The sequence below is a fragment of the Streptococcus pseudopneumoniae genome (assembly GCF_001072315.1).
Taxonomy (GTDB): domain Bacteria; phylum Bacillota; class Bacilli; order Lactobacillales; family Streptococcaceae; genus Streptococcus; species Streptococcus pseudopneumoniae_R.
Genome location: NZ_JVLI01000095.1, coordinates 38,052 through 54,989 on the forward strand (window position 1 = coordinate 38,052; position 16,938 = coordinate 54,989).

14 protein-coding genes, 1 pseudogene and 1 other annotated feature are annotated in these 16,938 nt (G+C 40.6%); all 15 genes and pseudogenes read left to right on the forward strand.

Annotated elements, in window-relative coordinates; all coding sequences use genetic code 11:
- The first annotated feature begins 5 nt into the window (after positions 1-5).
- Entirely contained in the window at positions 6-830 is an 825-nt protein-coding gene (mutM, locus tag ADH54_RS04575; protein ID WP_049524212.1) for a DNA-formamidopyrimidine glycosylase, read from the forward strand.
- The gene (coaE, locus tag ADH54_RS04580; protein WP_049524213.1) at positions 830-1,435 is read left to right on the forward strand and encodes a dephospho-CoA kinase; all 606 of its coding nucleotides are present in this window, start codon (positions 830-832) and stop codon (positions 1,433-1,435) included. The genes mutM and coaE overlap by 1 nt, the downstream gene beginning before the upstream one ends.
- Complete coding sequence (locus ADH54_RS04585) at positions 1,422-2,621, forward strand: multidrug efflux MFS transporter (RefSeq protein WP_049524214.1); 1,200 nt, start codon at positions 1,422-1,424, stop codon at positions 2,619-2,621. Before coaE ends, ADH54_RS04585 begins: the two co-directional genes overlap by 14 nt.
- Entirely contained in the window at positions 2,621-2,770 is a 150-nt protein-coding gene (gene rpmG, locus ADH54_RS04590) for a 50S ribosomal protein L33 (protein WP_001809104.1), read from the forward strand. Before ADH54_RS04585 ends, rpmG begins: the two co-directional genes overlap by 1 nt.
- 39 nt (positions 2,771-2,809) lie before the next feature.
- Positions 2,810-3,043, forward strand: coding sequence for a preprotein translocase subunit SecG (gene secG, locus ADH54_RS04595; RefSeq protein WP_000282517.1), 234 nt, complete (start codon positions 2,810-2,812; stop codon positions 3,041-3,043).
- A gap of 100 nt (positions 3,044-3,143) precedes the next feature.
- A pseudogene (gene rnr / locus ADH54_RS04600) lies at positions 3,144-5,498 on the forward strand (ribonuclease R).
- Positions 5,461-5,928, forward strand: coding sequence for an SsrA-binding protein SmpB (gene smpB, locus ADH54_RS04605; RefSeq protein WP_001051750.1), 468 nt, complete (start codon positions 5,461-5,463; stop codon positions 5,926-5,928). The pseudogene rnr and the gene smpB overlap by 38 nt, the downstream one beginning before the upstream one ends.
- Positions 5,929-5,942: 14 nt before the next feature.
- The gene (tehB, locus tag ADH54_RS04610) at positions 5,943-6,803 is read left to right on the forward strand and encodes an SAM-dependent methyltransferase TehB (RefSeq protein WP_049524216.1); all 861 of its coding nucleotides are present in this window, start codon (positions 5,943-5,945) and stop codon (positions 6,801-6,803) included.
- Positions 6,804-6,875: 72 nt separating this feature from the next.
- The gene (locus ADH54_RS04615) at positions 6,876-7,829 is read left to right on the forward strand and encodes a competence protein CoiA (RefSeq protein ID WP_049524217.1); all 954 of its coding nucleotides are present in this window, start codon (positions 6,876-6,878) and stop codon (positions 7,827-7,829) included.
- A gap of 18 nt (positions 7,830-7,847) precedes the next feature.
- Positions 7,848-9,650 carry an oligoendopeptidase F gene (pepF, locus tag ADH54_RS04620; protein WP_049524218.1) on the forward strand — a complete coding sequence of 601 codons (1,803 nt, stop codon included), beginning with the start codon at positions 7,848-7,850 and terminating at the stop codon, positions 9,648-9,650.
- 1 nt (position 9,651) lies between these two features.
- Entirely contained in the window at positions 9,652-10,365 is a 714-nt protein-coding gene (locus tag ADH54_RS04625) for an O-methyltransferase (RefSeq protein ID WP_080980784.1), read from the forward strand.
- Between the two features lie 66 nt (positions 10,366-10,431).
- Complete coding sequence (gene prsA, locus ADH54_RS04630) at positions 10,432-11,370, forward strand: peptidylprolyl isomerase PrsA (RefSeq protein ID WP_045606348.1); 939 nt, start codon at positions 10,432-10,434, stop codon at positions 11,368-11,370.
- Positions 11,371-11,530: 160 nt separating this feature from the next.
- Positions 11,531-12,754 (forward strand): cell division peptidoglycan polymerase FtsW, encoded by a 1,224-nt coding sequence (gene ftsW / locus ADH54_RS04635; protein WP_049524219.1) that lies wholly within the window; start codon positions 11,531-11,533, stop codon positions 12,752-12,754.
- A 24-nt stretch (positions 12,755-12,778) separates the two neighbouring features.
- Positions 12,779-15,475 (forward strand): phosphoenolpyruvate carboxylase, encoded by a 2,697-nt coding sequence (gene ppc / locus ADH54_RS04640; RefSeq protein ID WP_049524220.1) that lies wholly within the window; start codon positions 12,779-12,781, stop codon positions 15,473-15,475.
- Positions 15,476-15,544: 69 nt separating this feature from the next.
- Positions 15,545-15,762: a binding site (T-box leader), on the forward strand.
- A gap of 112 nt (positions 15,763-15,874) precedes the next feature.
- Positions 15,875-16,870 (forward strand): tryptophan ABC transporter substrate-binding protein, encoded by a 996-nt coding sequence (gene trpX / locus ADH54_RS04645; RefSeq protein WP_049524221.1) that lies wholly within the window; start codon positions 15,875-15,877, stop codon positions 16,868-16,870.
- The last annotated feature ends 68 nt before the right edge of the window (positions 16,871-16,938 follow it).

Here is a 16,938-nt window from a genome sequence, read left to right on the forward strand (position 1 = left end):
GACTTATGCCTGAATTACCTGAGGTTGAAACCGTTCGTCGTGGCTTAGAAAAATTGATTTTGGGAAAGAAGATTTCGAGTGTAGAAATTCGCTATCCCAAGATGATTAAGACAGATTTGGACGAGTTTCGAAAGGAAGTGCCTGGTCAGATTGTTGAGTCAATGGGACGTCGGGGCAAATATTTGCTTTTCTGCCTGACAGACAAGGTCTTGATTTCCCATTTGCGCATGGAGGGCAAGTATTTTTACTATCCAGACCAAGCACCTGAACGCAAACATGCCCATGTTTTCTTCCAGTTTGCGGATGGTGGCACGCTTGTTTATGAGGATGTACGTAAGTTTGGTACTATGGAACTCTTGTCTCCTGACCTTTTGGACGCCTACTTTATTTCTAAAAAATTAGGTCCTGAACCAATCGAACAAGACTTTGATGTGCAGATTTTTCAAGCCGCCCTAGCCAAGTCCAAAAAGCCTATCAAATCCCATCTCCTAGACCAGACCTTGGTAGCTGGACTTGGCAATATCTATGTGGATGAGGTTCTCTGGCGAGCTCAGGTTCATCCGGCAAGACCTTCCCAGACTTTGACAGCAGAAGAAGCGACAGCTATTCATGACCAAACCATTGCTGTATTGGGACAGGCTGTTGAAAAAGGTGGTTCCACCATTCGGACCTATACCAATGCCTTTGGGGAAGATGGAACCATGCAGGATTTTCATCAAGTCTATGACAAGGCTGGTCAAGAATGTTCACGTTGTGGTACCATCATTGAGAAAATTCAACTAGGCGGACGTGGAACCCACTTTTGTCCAAACTGTCAAAGGAGGGACTGATGGGAAAAATCATTGGAATCACTGGGGGAATTGCCTCTGGTAAGTCAACTGTGACAAATTTTCTAAGAAAGCAAGGTTTTCAAGTAGTGGATGCCGACGCAGTCGTCCACCAACTACAGAAACCTGGTGGTCGTCTGTTTCAGGCTCTAGTCCAGCACTTTGGGCAAGAAATCATCCTTGAAAACGGAGAACTTAATCGCCCTCTCCTAGCTAGTCTCATCTTTTCAAATCCTGAAGAACGAGAATGGTCTAAGCAAATCCAAGGAGAGATTATCCGTGAGGAACTAGCTACGTTGAGAGACCAGTTGGCTCAGACAGAAGAGATTTTCTTCATGGATATTCCCCTGCTTTTTGAACAAGACTATAGTTCTTGGTTTGATGAGACATGGTTAGTCTATGTGGATAGAGAGGTCCAAGTAGAACGCTTAATGAAAAGGGATCAGCTATCCAAGAATGAAGCTGAGTCGCGTCTGGCAGCCCAGTGGCCTTTAGAAAAAAAGAAAGATTTGGCCAGCCATGTTTTAAACAACAATGGAAATCAGGACCAGCTTCTTACTCAGGTGTTCTCCCTGCTTGAGGGAGGTAAGCAAGATGACAGAGATTAACTGGAAGGATAATCTGCGCATTGCTTGGTTTGGTAATTTTCTGACAGGAGCCAGTATTTCTTTGGTTGTGCCTTTTATGCCCATCTTTGTGGAAAATCTAGGTGTAGGGAGTGAGCAAGTTGCTTTTTATGCAGGTTTAGTTATTTCTGTCTCTGCCATTTCCGCAGCGCTCTTTTCTCCTATCTGGGGTATCCTTGCTGACAAATACGGTCGAAAGCCCATGATGATTCGAGCAGGCATGGCCATGACTATCACTATGGGAGGCTTGGCCTTTGTGCCCAATATCTATTGGTTAATCTTTCTTCGGTTATTAAACGGTGTATTTGCGGGTTTTGTTCCTAATGCCACAGCTTTGATAGCCAGTCAAGTTCCCAAGGAGAAATCAGGCTCTGCCTTAGGTACTTTGTCTACAGGCGTAGTTGCAGGTACTCTAACTGGTCCCTTTATCGGTGGCTTTATCGCAGAATTATTTGGCATTCGTACTGTTTTCTTACTGGTTGGTAGTTTTCTGTTCTTAGCTGCTGTTTTGACTATTTGCTTTATCAAGGAAGATTTTCAACCAGTAGCCAAGGAAAAGGCCATCCCAACAAAGGAATTATTTACATCAGTTAAATACCCCTATCTCTTGGTCAACCTCTTTCTGACCAGTTTTGTCATCCAATTTTCAGCCCAATCAATCGGCCCTATCTTAGCTCTGTATGTACGCGACTTAGGACAGACAGAGAATCTTCTTTTTGTATCTGGTTTGATTGTATCCAGTATGGGCTTTTCCAGTATGATGAGTGCAGGAGTCATGGGAAAGCTAGGTGACAAGGTGGGCAACCATCGCCTCTTGGTTGTAGCCCAGTTTTATTCAGTCATCATCTATCTCCTCTGTGCCAATGCCTCTAGCCCCCTTCAACTAGGACTTTATCGTTTCCTCTTTGGATTGGGAACCGGTGCCCTGATTCCCGGGGTTAATGCCCTACTCAGCAAAATGACTCCCAAAGCCGGCATTTCGAGGGTCTTTGCCTTCAATCAGGTATTCTTTTATCTGGGAGGTGTCGTTGGTCCCATGGCAGGTTCTGCAGTAGCAGGTCAATTTGGCTACCATGCAGTCTTTTATGCGACAAGCCTTTGTGTTGCCTTTAGTTGTCTCTTTAACCTTCTTCAATTTCGAACATTATTAAAAGTAAAGGAAATCTAGTGCGAGTAAAAATTAATCTCAAATGCTCCTCTTGTGGCAGTATCAATTACCTAACCAGTAAAAATTCAAAAACCCATCCAGACAAGATTGAGGTTTTAAAGTATTGTCCCAAGGAAAGAAAAGTAACCCTACATCTTGAATCTAAGTAGATTTTATGGTAAAATAATAGGGATTTTAAGGAGTTTGATATGTATAACCTATTATTAACCATTTTATTAGTATTATCTGTTGTGATTGTGATTGCGATTTTCATGCAACCAACTAAAAACCAATCCAGCAATGTATTTGATGCCAGTTCAGGTGATTTGTTTGAACGCAGTAAAGCACGCGGTTTTGAAGCTGTAATGCAGCGTTTGACAGGGATTTTAGTCTTTTTCTGGCTAGCCATTGCCTTAGCATTGACGGTATTATCAAGTAGATAAGAAAATAATGGGCAGGACTAGGTCTTTGCCTCTTTTTATTTTTAAAAGATATTTGAGAAGGTTTTACAGTAAAAGAAAATAAAAAATCTAGAAAGAAAATATGAAAGATAGAATAAAAGAATATTTACAAGACAAGGGAAAGGTAACGGTCAATGACTTGGTTCAGGCTTTGGGAAAAGACGGGTCCAAGGATTTTCGTGAGTTGATTAAAACCTTGTCCTTAATGGAAAGAAAGCACCAGATTCGCTTTGAAGAAGATGGCAGTCTGACCTTGGAAGATAAGAAAAAACATGAGATTACTCTCAAGGGGATTTTTCATGCCCATAAAAATGGTTTTGGCTTTGTTAGTCTGGAAGGCGAGGAGGACGACCTTTTTGTAGGGAAAAACGATGTCAACTATGCTATTGATGGCGATACTGTTGAGGTTGTCATCAAGAAAGTAGCTGACCGAAACAAGGGAACAGCAGCAGAAGCCAAAATTATCGATATTCTAGAACACAGTTTGACAACCGTTGTCGGTCAAATCGTTCTAGATCAGGAAAAGCCTAAGTATGCTGGCTACATCCGTTCGAAAAATCAAAAAATCAGTCAACCGATCTATGTTAAGAAACCAGCCCTTAAACTAGAGGGAACAGAAGTTCTTAAGGTCTTTATCGACAAATACCCAAGCAAGAAACATGATTTCTTTGTAGCTAGTGTCCTCGATGTGGTGGGGCATTCAACGGATGTCGGAATTGATGTTCTTGAGGTTTTGGAGTCTATGGATATTGTATCCGAGTTTCCAGAAGCTGTTGTCAAGGAAGCAGAAAGTGTGCCTGATGCTCCGTCTCAAAAGGATATGGAAGGCCGTCTGGACTTGAGAGATGAGATAACCTTTACCATTGACGGTGCTGATGCAAAGGATTTGGACGATGCGGTGCACATCAAGGCCTTGAAAAATGGTAATATTGAACTTGGAGTTCACATCGCAGACGTTTCCTACTATGTGACTGAGGGTTCTGCCCTGGACAAGGAAGCCCTTAACCGCGCGACTTCAGTCTATGTGACAGACCGTGTTGTACCAATGCTTCCAGAACGACTATCAAATGGCATCTGCTCCCTCAATCCTCAAGTTGACCGCTTGACTCAGTCTGCCATTATGGAGATTGATAAACATGGTCGTGTAGTCAACTACACCATCACACAAACTGTTATCAAGACTAGCTTCCGTATGACCTATAGCGATGTAAATGATATCTTAGCGGGCGATGTGGAAAAGAGACAAGAATATCAGAAAATTGTTCCAAGTATCGAACTCATGGCCAGACTTCATGAAACTTTAGAAAATATGCGTATGAAACGTGGAGCTCTCAATTTTGATACCAATGAAGCCAAGATTTTAGTGGATAAACAAGGTAAGCCTGTTGATATCGTTCTTCGTCAGCGTGGTGTTGCCGAGCGCATGATTGAGTCCTTTATGTTGATGGCCAACGAAACAGTTGCCGAGCATTTCAGCAAGTTGGAGCTACCTTTCATTTATCGTATCCATGACGAGCCTAAGGCTGAAAAGGTTCAGAAGTTTATTGATTATGCTTCGAGCTTTGGCTTGCGCATTTATGGGACTGCCAGTGAGATTAGCCAAGAGGCCCTCCAAGACATCATGCGTACTGTTGAGGGAGAACCTTATGCGGATGTATTGTCCATGATGCTTCTTCGCTCTATGCAGCAGGCTCGCTATTCGGAGCACAATCACGGCCACTATGGATTAGCGGCTGACTATTACACTCACTTTACTAGTCCGATTCGTCGTTATCCAGACCTTCTTGTTCACCGTATGATTCGGGATTACGGCCGTTCTAAAGAAATAGCAGAGCATTTTGAACAAGTGATTCCTGGGATTGCGACCCAGTCTTCCAACCGGGAACGTCGTGCTATTGAGGCTGAACGTGAAGTCGAAGCCATGAAAAAGGCTGAGTACATGGAGGAATATGTAGGCGAAGAGTACGATGCGGTTGTATCAAGTATTGTCAAGTTCGGTCTCTTTGTCGAATTGCCAAACACAGTTGAAGGATTGATTCACATCACAAATCTACCTGAATTTTATCATTTCAATGAGCGGGATTTGACCCTTCGTGGAGAGAAATCAGGTATTACCTTCCGTGTCGGGCAGCAGATTCGTATTCGAGTTGAAAGAGCGGATAAAATGACTGGAGAGATTGATTTTTCATTCGTACCTAGTGAGTTTGATGTGATTGAAAAAGGCTTGAAACAGTCTAGTCGTAATGAAAGAGGACGTGGTTCAAATCGTCGTTCAGATAAGAAGGAAGACAAAAGAAAATCAGGACGCTCAAATGATAAGCGCAAGCATTCATAAAAAGACAAGAAGAAAAAAGGGAAGAAACCTTTTTACAAGGAAGTAGCTAAGAAAGGAGCCAAGCATGGCAAAGGGCGAGGGAAAGGTCGTCGCACAAAATAAAAAGGCGCGCCACGACTATACAATCGTAGATACGCTAGAGGCAGGGATGGTCCTGACTGGGACTGAAATCAAGAGTGTGCGAGCTGCTCGAATCAATCTCAAGGATGGCTTTGCCCAAGTGAAAAATGGGGAGGTCTGGTTGAGCAATGTTCATATCGCACCTTACGAAGAGGGCAATATCTGGAACCAAGAGCCAGAACGTCGTCGAAAACTCTTACTCCATAAAAAGCAAATTCAAAAATTGGAACAAGAGACTAAAGGGACAGGAATGACGCTGGTTCCCCTTAAGGTCTATATCAAAGATGGCTATGCCAAGCTCCTTTTAGGCCTAGCTAAAGGGAAGCATGACTACGACAAACGGGAGTCTATCAAACGTCGTGAGCAAAACCGCGATATCGCGCGTGTTATGAAAGCTGTTAATCAGCGATAAAAAGAGGAATGAAGATGGAAAAACTAGTTGCCTATAAACGAATGCCCTTGTGGACTAAAGAGACCATGCCAAAGGCTGTTCAGCAAAAGCACAATACCAAGGTCGGGACTTGGGGAAAGATTACTGTTGTAAAAGGAGTCCTCAAGTTTATTGAATTGACAGGAGATGGTGAGGTTTTAGCTGAGCACCTCTTTGAAGCAGGAGCCGACAATCCCATGGCACAACCTCAAGCTTGGCACCGAGTGGAGGCTGTAACAGACGATGTAGAATGGTACTTGGAATTTTATTGTAAACCTGAGGATTACTTCCCTAAGAAATACAATACCAATCCTGTTCATTCAGAGGTCCTAGAGGCAATGCAGACAGTAAAACCAGGGAAAGCCTTGGATTTGGGCTGTAGTCAGGGCCGTAACTCTCTCTTTCTTGCACAGAATGGTTTTGATGTGACAGCTGTAGATCAAAATGAATTATCTCTTGAAATCTTGCAAAGCATTGTGGAGCAGGAAGATCTGGACATGCCTGTTGGTCTTTACGATATCAATTCAGCCAGTATTGGACAAGCCTATGATTTTATCGTATCGACAGTTGTTCTCATGTTTTTGCAAGCAGACCGCATTCCAGCTATTATTAAAAACATGCAGGAGCATACCAGTGTTGGAGGGTACAATCTTATCGTCTGTGCCATGGACACGGAGGATTATCCTTGCTCGGTTAACTTTCCATTCACCTTTAAAGAAGGAGAACTGGCAGACTACTACAAGGATTGGGAGTTGGTCAAGTACAATGAAAATCCAGGTCATCTGCACCGTCGCGATGAAAATGGCAATCGCATTCAACTACGCTTTGCGACAATGCTAGCTAAAAAAGTCAAATAAACATGAATGAAGATTAGGAATTTTCCTGATCTTTTTTCTTTTTTACGAATAATATAGAAAAGGAGGAAAATCATGTTTGTTGCGAAAGATGCTAGGGGAGAATTGGTAAATGTGCTAGAGGATAAGCTTGAGAAGCAAAACTACACCTGCCCAGCTTGTGGAGGCCAGCTCCGTTTGCGTCAAGGAACAAGTGTACGGACCCATTTTGCCCATAAATCTTTAAAAGACTGTGAATATTCCTCTGAAAATGAAAGTCCAGAACACCTGTCCAATAAGGAATCCCTCTATCACTGGTTGAAAAAAGAGGCAGATGTACAATTAGAGTACCCGATTCCAAATCTTAAACAGATTGCGGATGTGTTTGTAAATGGCAATCTAGCTCTAGAGGTTCAGTGTAGTCCCTTGCCTCAAAAAGTCCTTAAAGAGCGCAGTGAGGGCTATCGTAGTCAGGGTTACCAAGTACTGTGGTTGCTGGGTCAAAAACTGTGGCTCAAGGAGCGATTGACTCGTCTACAACAAGGTTTTCTTTATTTCAGTCAAAATATGGGCTTTTATGTTTGGGAAGTAGACAAGGGAAAACAGGTTTTAAGGCTTAAATATCTCATTTACCAGGATCTCCGCGGTAAACTCCATTATCAAATAAAGGAATTTTCCTATGGTCAAGGTAGTTTATTGGAAATATTGCGTCTTCCCTATAAGAAACAAAAAATATCTCATTTTACAGTTTCTCAGGACAAGGACATTTCTCGCTATATTCGGCAACAGCTTTACTATCAAAATCCCTTTTGGATGAAAGAACAAGCAGAAGCCTATCAAAAGGGGGAAAATCTCCTGACTTATGGGCTAAAAGAATGGTATCCACAAATTCGACCATTAGTAGGTGAGTTTTGCCAAATTGAGAAGGACTTAACCAGCTATTATCAGTATTTTCAAACCTATTACCAAGAAAATCCTCAAAATGATTGGCAAAAGCTTTATCCACCAGCCTTTTATCAGCAATATTTCTTGAAAAATATGGTAGAATAGAAAGGATGGAGGAATCTAATGGTATTACAAAGAAATGAAATAAATGAAAAAGATACATGGGATCTATCAACGATCTACCCAACTGACCAGGCTTGGGAAGAAGCCTTAAAAGATTTAACAGAACAATTGGAGACAGTAGCCCAGTATGAAGGCCATCTCTTGGATAGTGCGGATAACCTACTAGAAATCACTGAATTTTCTCTTGAGATGGAACGCCAAATGGAGAAGCTTTACGTTTATGCACATATGAAGAATGACCAAGACACACGTGAAGCCAAGTACCAAGAGTACTATGCTAAGGCCATGACACTCTACAGCCAGCTAGACCAAGCCTTTTCATTCTATGAACCTGAATTTATGGAAATTAGTGAAAAGCAGTATGCTGACTTTTTAGAGGCTCAACCAAAATTGCAGGTTTATCAACACTATTTTGATAAGCTTTTGCAAGGCAAGGATCACGTTCTTTCACAACGTGAAGAAGAATTATTAGCTGGAGCTGGAGAAATCTTTGGTTCGGCAAGTGAAACCTTTGCGATTTTAGATAATGCAGATATAGTCTTTCCATTTGTTAAAGATGAAGATGGTAATGAAGTACAATTATCACATGGCGTTTATATGCGCTTGATGGAGTCTAAAAATCGTGAGGTACGCCGTGGTGCCTATCAAGCCCTTTATGCGACTTATGAACAATTCCAACATACCTATGCCAAAACCTTGCAAACCAATGTTAAGGTGCAAAACTACCGTGCCAAGGTTCGTCACTACAAGAGTGCTCGTCATGCAGCCCTAGCAGCGAATTTTGTTCCAGAGAGTGTTTATGACAATTTGGTAGCAGCAGTTCGCAAGCACTTGCCACTCTTGCATCGTTACCTTGAGCTTCGTTCAAAAATCTTGGGGATTTCAGACCTCAAGATGTACGATGTCTACACACCACTTTCATCTGTTGAATACAGTTTTACTTACCAAGAAGCCTTGAAAAAGGCAGAAGATGCCTTGGCAGTCTTGGGTGAGGATTACTTGAGCCGTGTTAAACGTGCCTTCAGTGAGCGTTGGATTGATGTTTACGAAAATCAAGGCAAGCGTTCAGGGGCCTACTCTGGTGGTTCTTACGATACCAATGCCTTTATGCTCCTTAACTGGCAGGACAATCTAGACAATCTCTTCACCCTTGTTCATGAAACAGGTCACAGTATGCATTCAAGCTATACTCGTGAAAGTCAGCCTTATGTTTATGGGGATTATTCTATCTTCTTGGCTGAGATTGCCTCAACGACCAATGAAAATATCTTGACAGAGAAATTATTGGAAGAAGTGGAAGACGACGCAACGCGCTTTGCTATTCTCAATAACTTCCTAGACGGTTTCCGTGGAACAGTTTTCCGCCAAACTCAATTTGCTGAGTTTGAACACGCGATTCATCAAGCAGACCAAAACGGGGAAGTCTTGACAAGCGATTTCCTAAATAAACTCTACGCAGACTTGAACCAAGAGTATTATGGTTTGAGTAAGGAAGACAATCCTGAAATCCAATACGAGTGGGCTCGCATTCCACACTTCTACTATAACTACTATGTATATCAATATTCAACAGGCTTTGCAGCAGCTTCAGCTCTGGCTGAAAAGATTGTCCATGGTAGTCAAGAAGACCGTGACCGCTATATCGACTACCTCAAGGCAGGTAAGTCTGACTATCCACTTAATGTCATGAGAAAAGCTGGTGTTGATATGGAGAAGGAAGACTATCTCAACGATGCCTTTGCAGTCTTTGAACGCCGTTTAAATGAGTTTGAAGCCCTTGTTGAAAAATTGGGATTGGCATAAGATGGTTGATTCGTATAGTAAAAATGCTAACCATAACATGCGTCGTCCTGTTGTCAAGGAAGAAATTGTAGACTTGATGCGCCAGCGTCAAAAGCAAGTCATAGGCTCTTTGAAAGAATTGGAAGATTTTGCTCGCAAGGAAAATATTCCCATTATTCCCCATGAAACGGTTGCTTATTTCCGTTTTCTCATGGAAACCATACAACCTAAAAACATTCTGGAAATTGGGACGGCTATTGGTTTTTCAGCCCTCTTGATGGCGGAACATGCTCCAAAGTCCAAGATTACAACCATTGACCGCAATCCAGAGATGATTGGATTTGCCAAGGAAAATTTCGCCCAGTTTGACAGTCGCAAGCAAATTACGCTCCTAGAAGGAGATGCGGTAGATGTCTTATCTACCTTGACAGAGTCCTATGATTTCGTCTTTATGGATTCAGCCAAGTCTAAATACATCGTCTTTCTGCCAGAAATCCTCAAACATTTGGAAGTTGGAGGTGTGGTTGTCTTGGATGATATTTTTCAAGGTGGTGATGTTGCCAAGGACATTATGGAAGTTCGTCGAGGTCAGCGAACTATTTACAGAGGACTTCAAAGACTATTTGATGCAACCTTAGACAATCCAGGACTCACCGCAACATTAGTACCTCTGGGGGACGGCATTCTCATGCTTCGTAAAAATATTGCAGATGTTCAATTGCCTGTTGGCGAATGATTTTCAGAATAATTTAAGAAAATATAGTAAAATAGATAGGGTAACACTTATCTCAAAGGAGTAGACATGAAGAAAAAACTATTGGCAGGTGCCATTACACTATTATCAGTAGCAACTTTAGCAGCTTGTTCGAAAGGTTCAGAAGGGGCAGACCTTATCAGCATGAAAGGGGATGTCATCACAGAACATCAATTTTATGAGCAAGTGAAAAGCAACCCTTCAGCACAACAAGTCTTGTTGAACATGACCATCCAAAAAGTATTTGAGAAGCAATATGGCTCAGAAGTAGATGACAAAGAAGTCAACGATACTATTGCCGAAGAAGAGAAACAATATGGTGAGAACTACCAACGTGTCTTATCGCAAGCAGGAATGACTCTTGAAACACGTAAAGCTCAAATTCGTACAAGTAAATTGGTTGAGTTGGCAGTTAAGAAAGCAGCAGAAGCTGAATTGACAGATGATGCTTACAAGAAGGCTTATGACGAGTACACTCCAGATGTAACGGCTCAAATCATCCGTTTGGACAATGAAGACAAAGCTAAAGAAATTCTTGAAAAAGCTAAAGCTAGTGATGCAGACTTTGCTCAATTAGCCAAAGATAATTCAACAGATGAGAAAACTAAAGCGAATGGTGGAGAAATCACTTTTGATTCTGCTTCAACAGAAGTACCAGAACAAGTTAAAAAAGCTGCTTTTGCTTTAGACGTGAATGGGGTTTCTGATGTGATTAGCGTTACTGGAACACAAGCCTACAGCAGTCAATATTACATTGTTAAACTGATTAAGAAAACAGAAAAATCATCTAATATTGACGATTACAAAGAAAAATTAAAAACTGTTATCTTAACTCAAAAACAAAACGACGCATCATTTGTTCAAAGTATTATCGGAAAAGAATTGCAAGCAGCCAATATCAAGGTTAAAGACCAGGCCTTCCAAAATATCTTTACTCAATACATCGGTGGTGGAGACTCAAGCTCAAGCAGTTCTTCAAAAGAATAAAACAGAAAAGAGCCAAGTGCTCTTTTTCTTATGAGAAAATCTATTATCTTAAGGGTAAGAGTTTTTTTCTTTCGGAAAAAATGGTATAATAGCAATCAAAACTAGAAAATAAACGGAATTTGGGAATAATTTCTTTTGTTCTCATTAGATTGGTGATACTATGAAGATTAGTAAGAGGCACCTATTAAACTATTCTATTCTAGTTCCTTACTTACTTTTATCTATTTTGGGCTTGATTGTAGTCTATTCTACAACCAGTGCCATTCTTATCGAAGAAGGTAAAAGTGCCTTGCAATTGGTTCGAAGTCAGGGAATGTTTTGGGTATTTAGTTTAATATTGATTGCCTTGATATATAAGCTGAAACTGAATTTTTTAAGAAAAGAACGACTTTTATTTATTGTTATGTTTGTTGAGCTGATTCTCTTAGCTCTGGCTCGCTTAATTGGTACGCCAGTCAATGGAGCCTATGGTTGGATTTCAGTAGGACCTTTGACCATTCAGCCAGCTGAGTATTTGAAGATTATCATCGTCTGGTACTTGGCCCAACGTTTTTCAAAACAACAGGATGAAATTGGTATTTACGATTTTCAAGTTTTAACTCAAAATCAATGGATTCCTCGAGCTTTTAATGATTGGCGTTTTGTCCTCTTGGTAATGATAGGAAGTTTGGCTATTTTTCCAGATTTGGGGAATGCGACGATCCTAGCTCTGGTTGCCTTGATTATGTATACAGTCAGTGGGATTGCTCATCGTTGGTTTATAGCATTTATTGGTGTATTGGTAGGAGTTTCAGCCCTATCCTTATCAGCTATTTCTATGATTGGGGTTGATAAGTTTTCAAAAGTTCCAGTATTTGGTTACGTTGCCAAGCGTTTCAGTGCCTACTTTAATCCCTTTGCTGATTTGGCAGGAGCAGGCCACCAACTTGCAAATTCCTACTTTGCCATGGTAAATGGTGGTTGGTTTGGTCTAGGTTTAGGAAATTCAATTGAAAAACGTGGCTATTTACCAGAGGCCCATACAGATTTTGTATTTTCAATTGTCATCGAAGAATTTGGATTTGTAGGAGCCGGCTTGATTTTAGCACTTGTTTTTTTCCTTATTTTACGAATTATCCTAGTCGGAATTCGTGCTAAGAATCCTTTTAATTCCATGATGGCGATTGGGGTTGGGGGAATGATGTTAGTACAGGTCTTTGTCAATATCGGTGGAATTTCTGGCATTATTCCTTCGACAGGAGTAACCTTCCCCTTCTTATCACAAGGAGGGAATAGTCTTCTGGTCTTGTCTGTAGCCATCGCCTTTGTCTTAAATATTGATGCAAGTGAAAAACGTGCCCAATTATATGAGGAGTTAGAAGCTCACTCCTCAAACTATATGTAGAGCTGATAGTGGAAAGGATTACCTATGTCTCTTCAAAAATTAGAAAACTATAGTAATAAAGCTGTCGTGCAAGAAGAAGTATTGATTTTAACAGAACTGTTAGAAGATATCACTAAAAATATGCTTGCCCCAGAGACTTTTGAAAAAATCATGCAGTTGAAAGAATTGTCAACTCAAGAAGATTATCAAGGCTTGAACAAATTGGTTACTAGTCTGTCAAATGATGAAATGGCTTATATTTCACGCTATTTCTCTATCTTGCCCCTCTTGATTAATATTTCAGAAGATGTGGATTTGGCTTATGAAATCAACCACCAAAATAATATTGATCAAGATTATCTTGGGAAATTATCAGCAACAATCAAAATGGTTGCTGAAAAAGACAATGCGGTTGAAATTCTTGAACACTTGAATGTTGTCCCTGTTTTGACTGCCCATCCAACACAAGTACAACGTAAGAGTATGTTGGATTTGACCAACCATATCCATACCCTTTTGCGTAAGTATCGTGATGTAAAATTAGGCTTGATTAATAAGGAAAAATGGCATAATGATCTCCGTCGTTACATTGAGATTATTATGCAGACAGATATGATTCGTGAAAAGAAATTGAAAGTTACCAATGAAATCACGAATGTTATGGAATACTACAATAGTTCATTCCTGAAAGCTGTTCCTCATTTGACTGCTGAGTACAAGCGCCTGGCTAAAAAACATGGCTTGGAGTTGAAACATCCTAAACCAATTACCATGGGAATGTGGATTGGTGGAGACCGTGATGGGAATCCCTTTGTTACAGCAGATACATTGAAACAATCTGCCATGACCCAGTGTGAAGTCATCATGAACTACTATGATGAAAAGATTTACCAGCTCTATCGTGAGTTCTCTCTCTCAACCAGTATTGTCAATGTCAGCAAGCAAGTCAGAGAAATGGCTCGTCAATCCAAGGATAATTCGATTTACCGCGAAAAAGAGCTGTATCGTCGTGCCCTGTTTGATATTCAATCAAAAATTCAAGCAACAAAAGCCTATCTGATTGAGGATAAGGAAGTTGGGGCTCGCTATGAAACAGCCAATGATTTTTATAAGGACTTAATTACTATCCGTGATTCCCTCTTGGAAAACAAGGGTGAGGCACTAATTTCTGGTGATTTTGTTGAGTTAATTCAAGCAGTTGAAATTTTTGGTTTCTATTTGGCATCCATCGACATGCGTCAAGATTCAAGTGTTCATGAGGCCTGTGTAGCTGAACTTTTGAAATCAGCAGGAATTCATTCGCGTTATAGCGAACTAAGTGAAGAAGAAAAATGCCAGCTTCTCTTGAAAGAATTGGAGGAAGATCCACGTATTCTTTCTGCCACTCATGTTGAAAAATCAGAGTTACTTGAAAAAGAATTGGCCATCTTTAAAGCTGCTCGTAAGTTGAAAGATAAGTTGGGAGATGATGTCATTCGTCAGACTATCATTTCACATGCAACCAGCGTATCAGACATGTTGGAATTGGCTATCTTGCTAAAAGAAGTAGGGTTAGTTGATAAAGAAAGAGCTCGAGTCCAAATTGTTCCTCTCTTTGAAACAATTGAGGACTTGGACCACTCAGAAGAAACCATGAGAGAGTACCTTTCTCTTCCTCTTGCTAAGAAATGGATTGCTTCACGTAATAACTACCAAGAAATCATGCTTGGTTACTCTGACAGTAATAAAGATGGTGGCTATCTATCATCATGTTGGACCCTCTACAAAGCTCAACAACAACTGACTGCTATTGGAGATGAATTTGGTGTTAAGGTTACCTTCTTCCATGGCCGTGGTGGTACTGTCGGTCGTGGTGGTGGACCAACCTATGAAGCCATCACATCTCAACCGCTCAAGTCTATCAAGGATCGTATCCGCTTGACGGAGCAGGGTGAAGTAATTGGGAATAAATACGGTAACAAAGACGCTGCTTACTATAACCTTGAAATGCTGGTTTCAGCGGCCATTAACCGTATGATTACTCAGAAGAAGAGCGATACCAATACATCCAATCGTTATGAAGCCATTATGGACCAAGTAGTGGACCGTAGTTACGATATCTACCGTGATTTGGTCTTTGGTAATGACCATTTCTATGATTATTTCTTCGAGTCAAGTCCAATCAAGGCTATTTCAAGCTTTAATATTGGTTCTCGTCCAGCCGCTCGTAAGACTATTACTGAAATCGGTGGTTTGCGAGCTATTCCTTGGGTCTTTTCATGGTCGCAAAGTCGTGTTATGTTCCCTGGCTGGTATGGTGTCGGATCAAGTTTCAAAGAATTTATTGATAAAAATCCAGAAAATATCGCTATCCTACGAGATATGTACCAAAATTGGCCTTTCTTCCAGTCACTTCTTTCAAATGTTGATATGGTCTTGTCAAAATCAAATATGAACATTGCTTTTGAGTATGCCAAACTGTGTGAAGATGAAGAAGTAAAAGCAATCTATGAGACTATTCTAAATGAATGGCAAGTTACCAAAGAAGTTATCTTGGCTATCGAAGGTTATGATGAACTCTTGGCTGAAAATCCATATCTAAAAGCGAGTTTGGATTATCGTATGCCTTACTTTAATATCCTCAACTATATCCAGTTGGAGTTGATTAAACGTCAACGTCGAGGAGAATTATCAAGCGACCAAGAAAAATTAATCCATACAACCATCAACGGAATTGCAACAGGATTGCGTAATTCAGGTTGATAATTTTCAAGAGTGAATATCAAAAAAATGCTAAAAGAGTCTTGACAAGTAGTTGAAAAATGATATAATTTAACCATTCAGAAAAGTAATCATACAAACTTTACAGAGAGTCTGTGGTAGCTGAAAACAGATAAGTGATGATGATGAAAATTGGGCTGAATGTTATTTAGAATTTGAAATCATAAAAATTCGGTGAGCACACCTTACAGTGCATCTCGTTATTGCGAGACAGAGCGATAGGGAAATTCCCTATAATTGAGGTGGTACCGCGCATTGACGTCCTCACACAAGTTTTTTGTGTGAGGACTTTTTTGATGGAGGTTAGTATGGAAAGAAAACGATGGCGTCGCTTGTTTAGATAAGTGAAGTAGTTTAAAGGAATTAAAAAGGAGAAATAGAATGAAAAATAAACGTTTAATTGGAATTATCGCTGCATTAGCAGTCTTAGTAGCAGGAAGCTTGATTTACTCTTCAATGAATAAACCAGAAGCTAAAAATGAAAAGAAAGTTGCCAAAGTTGGTGTTCTTCAGTTTGTGAGCCATCCATCTCTTGACTTGATTTATAAAGGGATCCAAGATGGACTTGCAGAAGAAGGCTATAAAGATGATCAGTTGAAGATCGACTTTATGAATTCAGAAGGCGACCAAAGTAAGGTTGCGACAATGAGTAAACAGTTGGTTGCAAACGGCAATGACTTGGTTGTTGGTATCGCAACACCGGCTGCTCAAGGTTTGGCTAGTGCAACAAAAGACCTACCGGTTATCATGGCTGCTATTACAGACCCAATCGGTGCTAACTTGGTCAAAGATTTGAAAAAACCAGGAGGCAATATTACAGGGGTGTCTGACCATAATCCAGCTCAACAACAAGTTGAACTCATCAAGGCTTTGACACCAAATGTGAAAACAATCGGAGCTCTTTACTCAAGTAGCGAAGACAATTCAAAAACACAGGTAGAAGAATTTAAAGCTTATGCTGAAAAAGCAGGTTTGACAGTAGAAACATTTGCAGTTCCTTCAACAAACGAAATTGCTTCAACAGTCAACGTTATGACTAGCAAGGTTGATGCTGTCTGGGTTCCAATTGATAACACTATTGCTTCAGCCTTCTCAACTGTTGTATCAAGTAACCAATCAGCTAAAAAACCAATCTACCCAAGCGCAACTGCCATGGTAGAAGCAGGTGGTTTGGCATCCGTTGTAGTTGACCAACATGACCTTGGTGTGGCAACTGGTAAAATGATTGCGCAAGTTTTGAAAGGTGCAAAACCAGCCGATACACCAGTCAATGTCTTTTCAACTGGTAAATCAGTAATCAATAAAAAATTGGCACAAGAGCTAGGTATTGCGATTCCTGAATCTGTTCTAAAAGAAGCAGGACAAGTGATTGAATAATCTGTAATGGAGGAGTTGGGGACATCTCCTCCAATTTTTTACAAAAGAAATCGTATAGAAAAGGTTAA

Bases quoted from the DNA above. Each gene is read 5' to 3' on its own strand.
- mutM (WP_049524212.1), top strand. From the start codon at position 6: ATGCCTGAATTACCTGAGGTTGAAACCGTTCGTCGTGGCTTAGAAAAA.
- coaE (WP_049524213.1), top strand. From the start codon at position 830: ATGGGAAAAATCATTGGAATCACTGGGGGAATTGCCTCTGGTAAGTCA.
- ADH54_RS04585 (WP_049524214.1), top strand. From the start codon at position 1,422: ATGACAGAGATTAACTGGAAGGATAATCTGCGCATTGCTTGGTTTGGT.
- secG (WP_000282517.1), top strand. From the start codon at position 2,810: ATGTATAACCTATTATTAACCATTTTATTAGTATTATCTGTTGTGATT.
- smpB (WP_001051750.1), top strand. From the start codon at position 5,461: ATGGCAAAGGGCGAGGGAAAGGTCGTCGCACAAAATAAAAAGGCGCGC.
- tehB (WP_049524216.1), top strand. From the start codon at position 5,943: ATGGAAAAACTAGTTGCCTATAAACGAATGCCCTTGTGGACTAAAGAG.
- ADH54_RS04615 (WP_049524217.1), top strand. From the start codon at position 6,876: ATGTTTGTTGCGAAAGATGCTAGGGGAGAATTGGTAAATGTGCTAGAG.
- pepF (WP_049524218.1), top strand. From the start codon at position 7,848: ATGGTATTACAAAGAAATGAAATAAATGAAAAAGATACATGGGATCTA.
- ADH54_RS04625 (WP_080980784.1), top strand. From the start codon at position 9,652: ATGGTTGATTCGTATAGTAAAAATGCTAACCATAACATGCGTCGTCCT.
- prsA (WP_045606348.1), top strand. From the start codon at position 10,432: ATGAAGAAAAAACTATTGGCAGGTGCCATTACACTATTATCAGTAGCA.
- ftsW (WP_049524219.1), top strand. From the start codon at position 11,531: ATGAAGATTAGTAAGAGGCACCTATTAAACTATTCTATTCTAGTTCCT.
- ppc (WP_049524220.1), top strand. From the start codon at position 12,779: ATGTCTCTTCAAAAATTAGAAAACTATAGTAATAAAGCTGTCGTGCAA.
- trpX (WP_049524221.1), top strand. From the start codon at position 15,875: ATGAAAAATAAACGTTTAATTGGAATTATCGCTGCATTAGCAGTCTTA.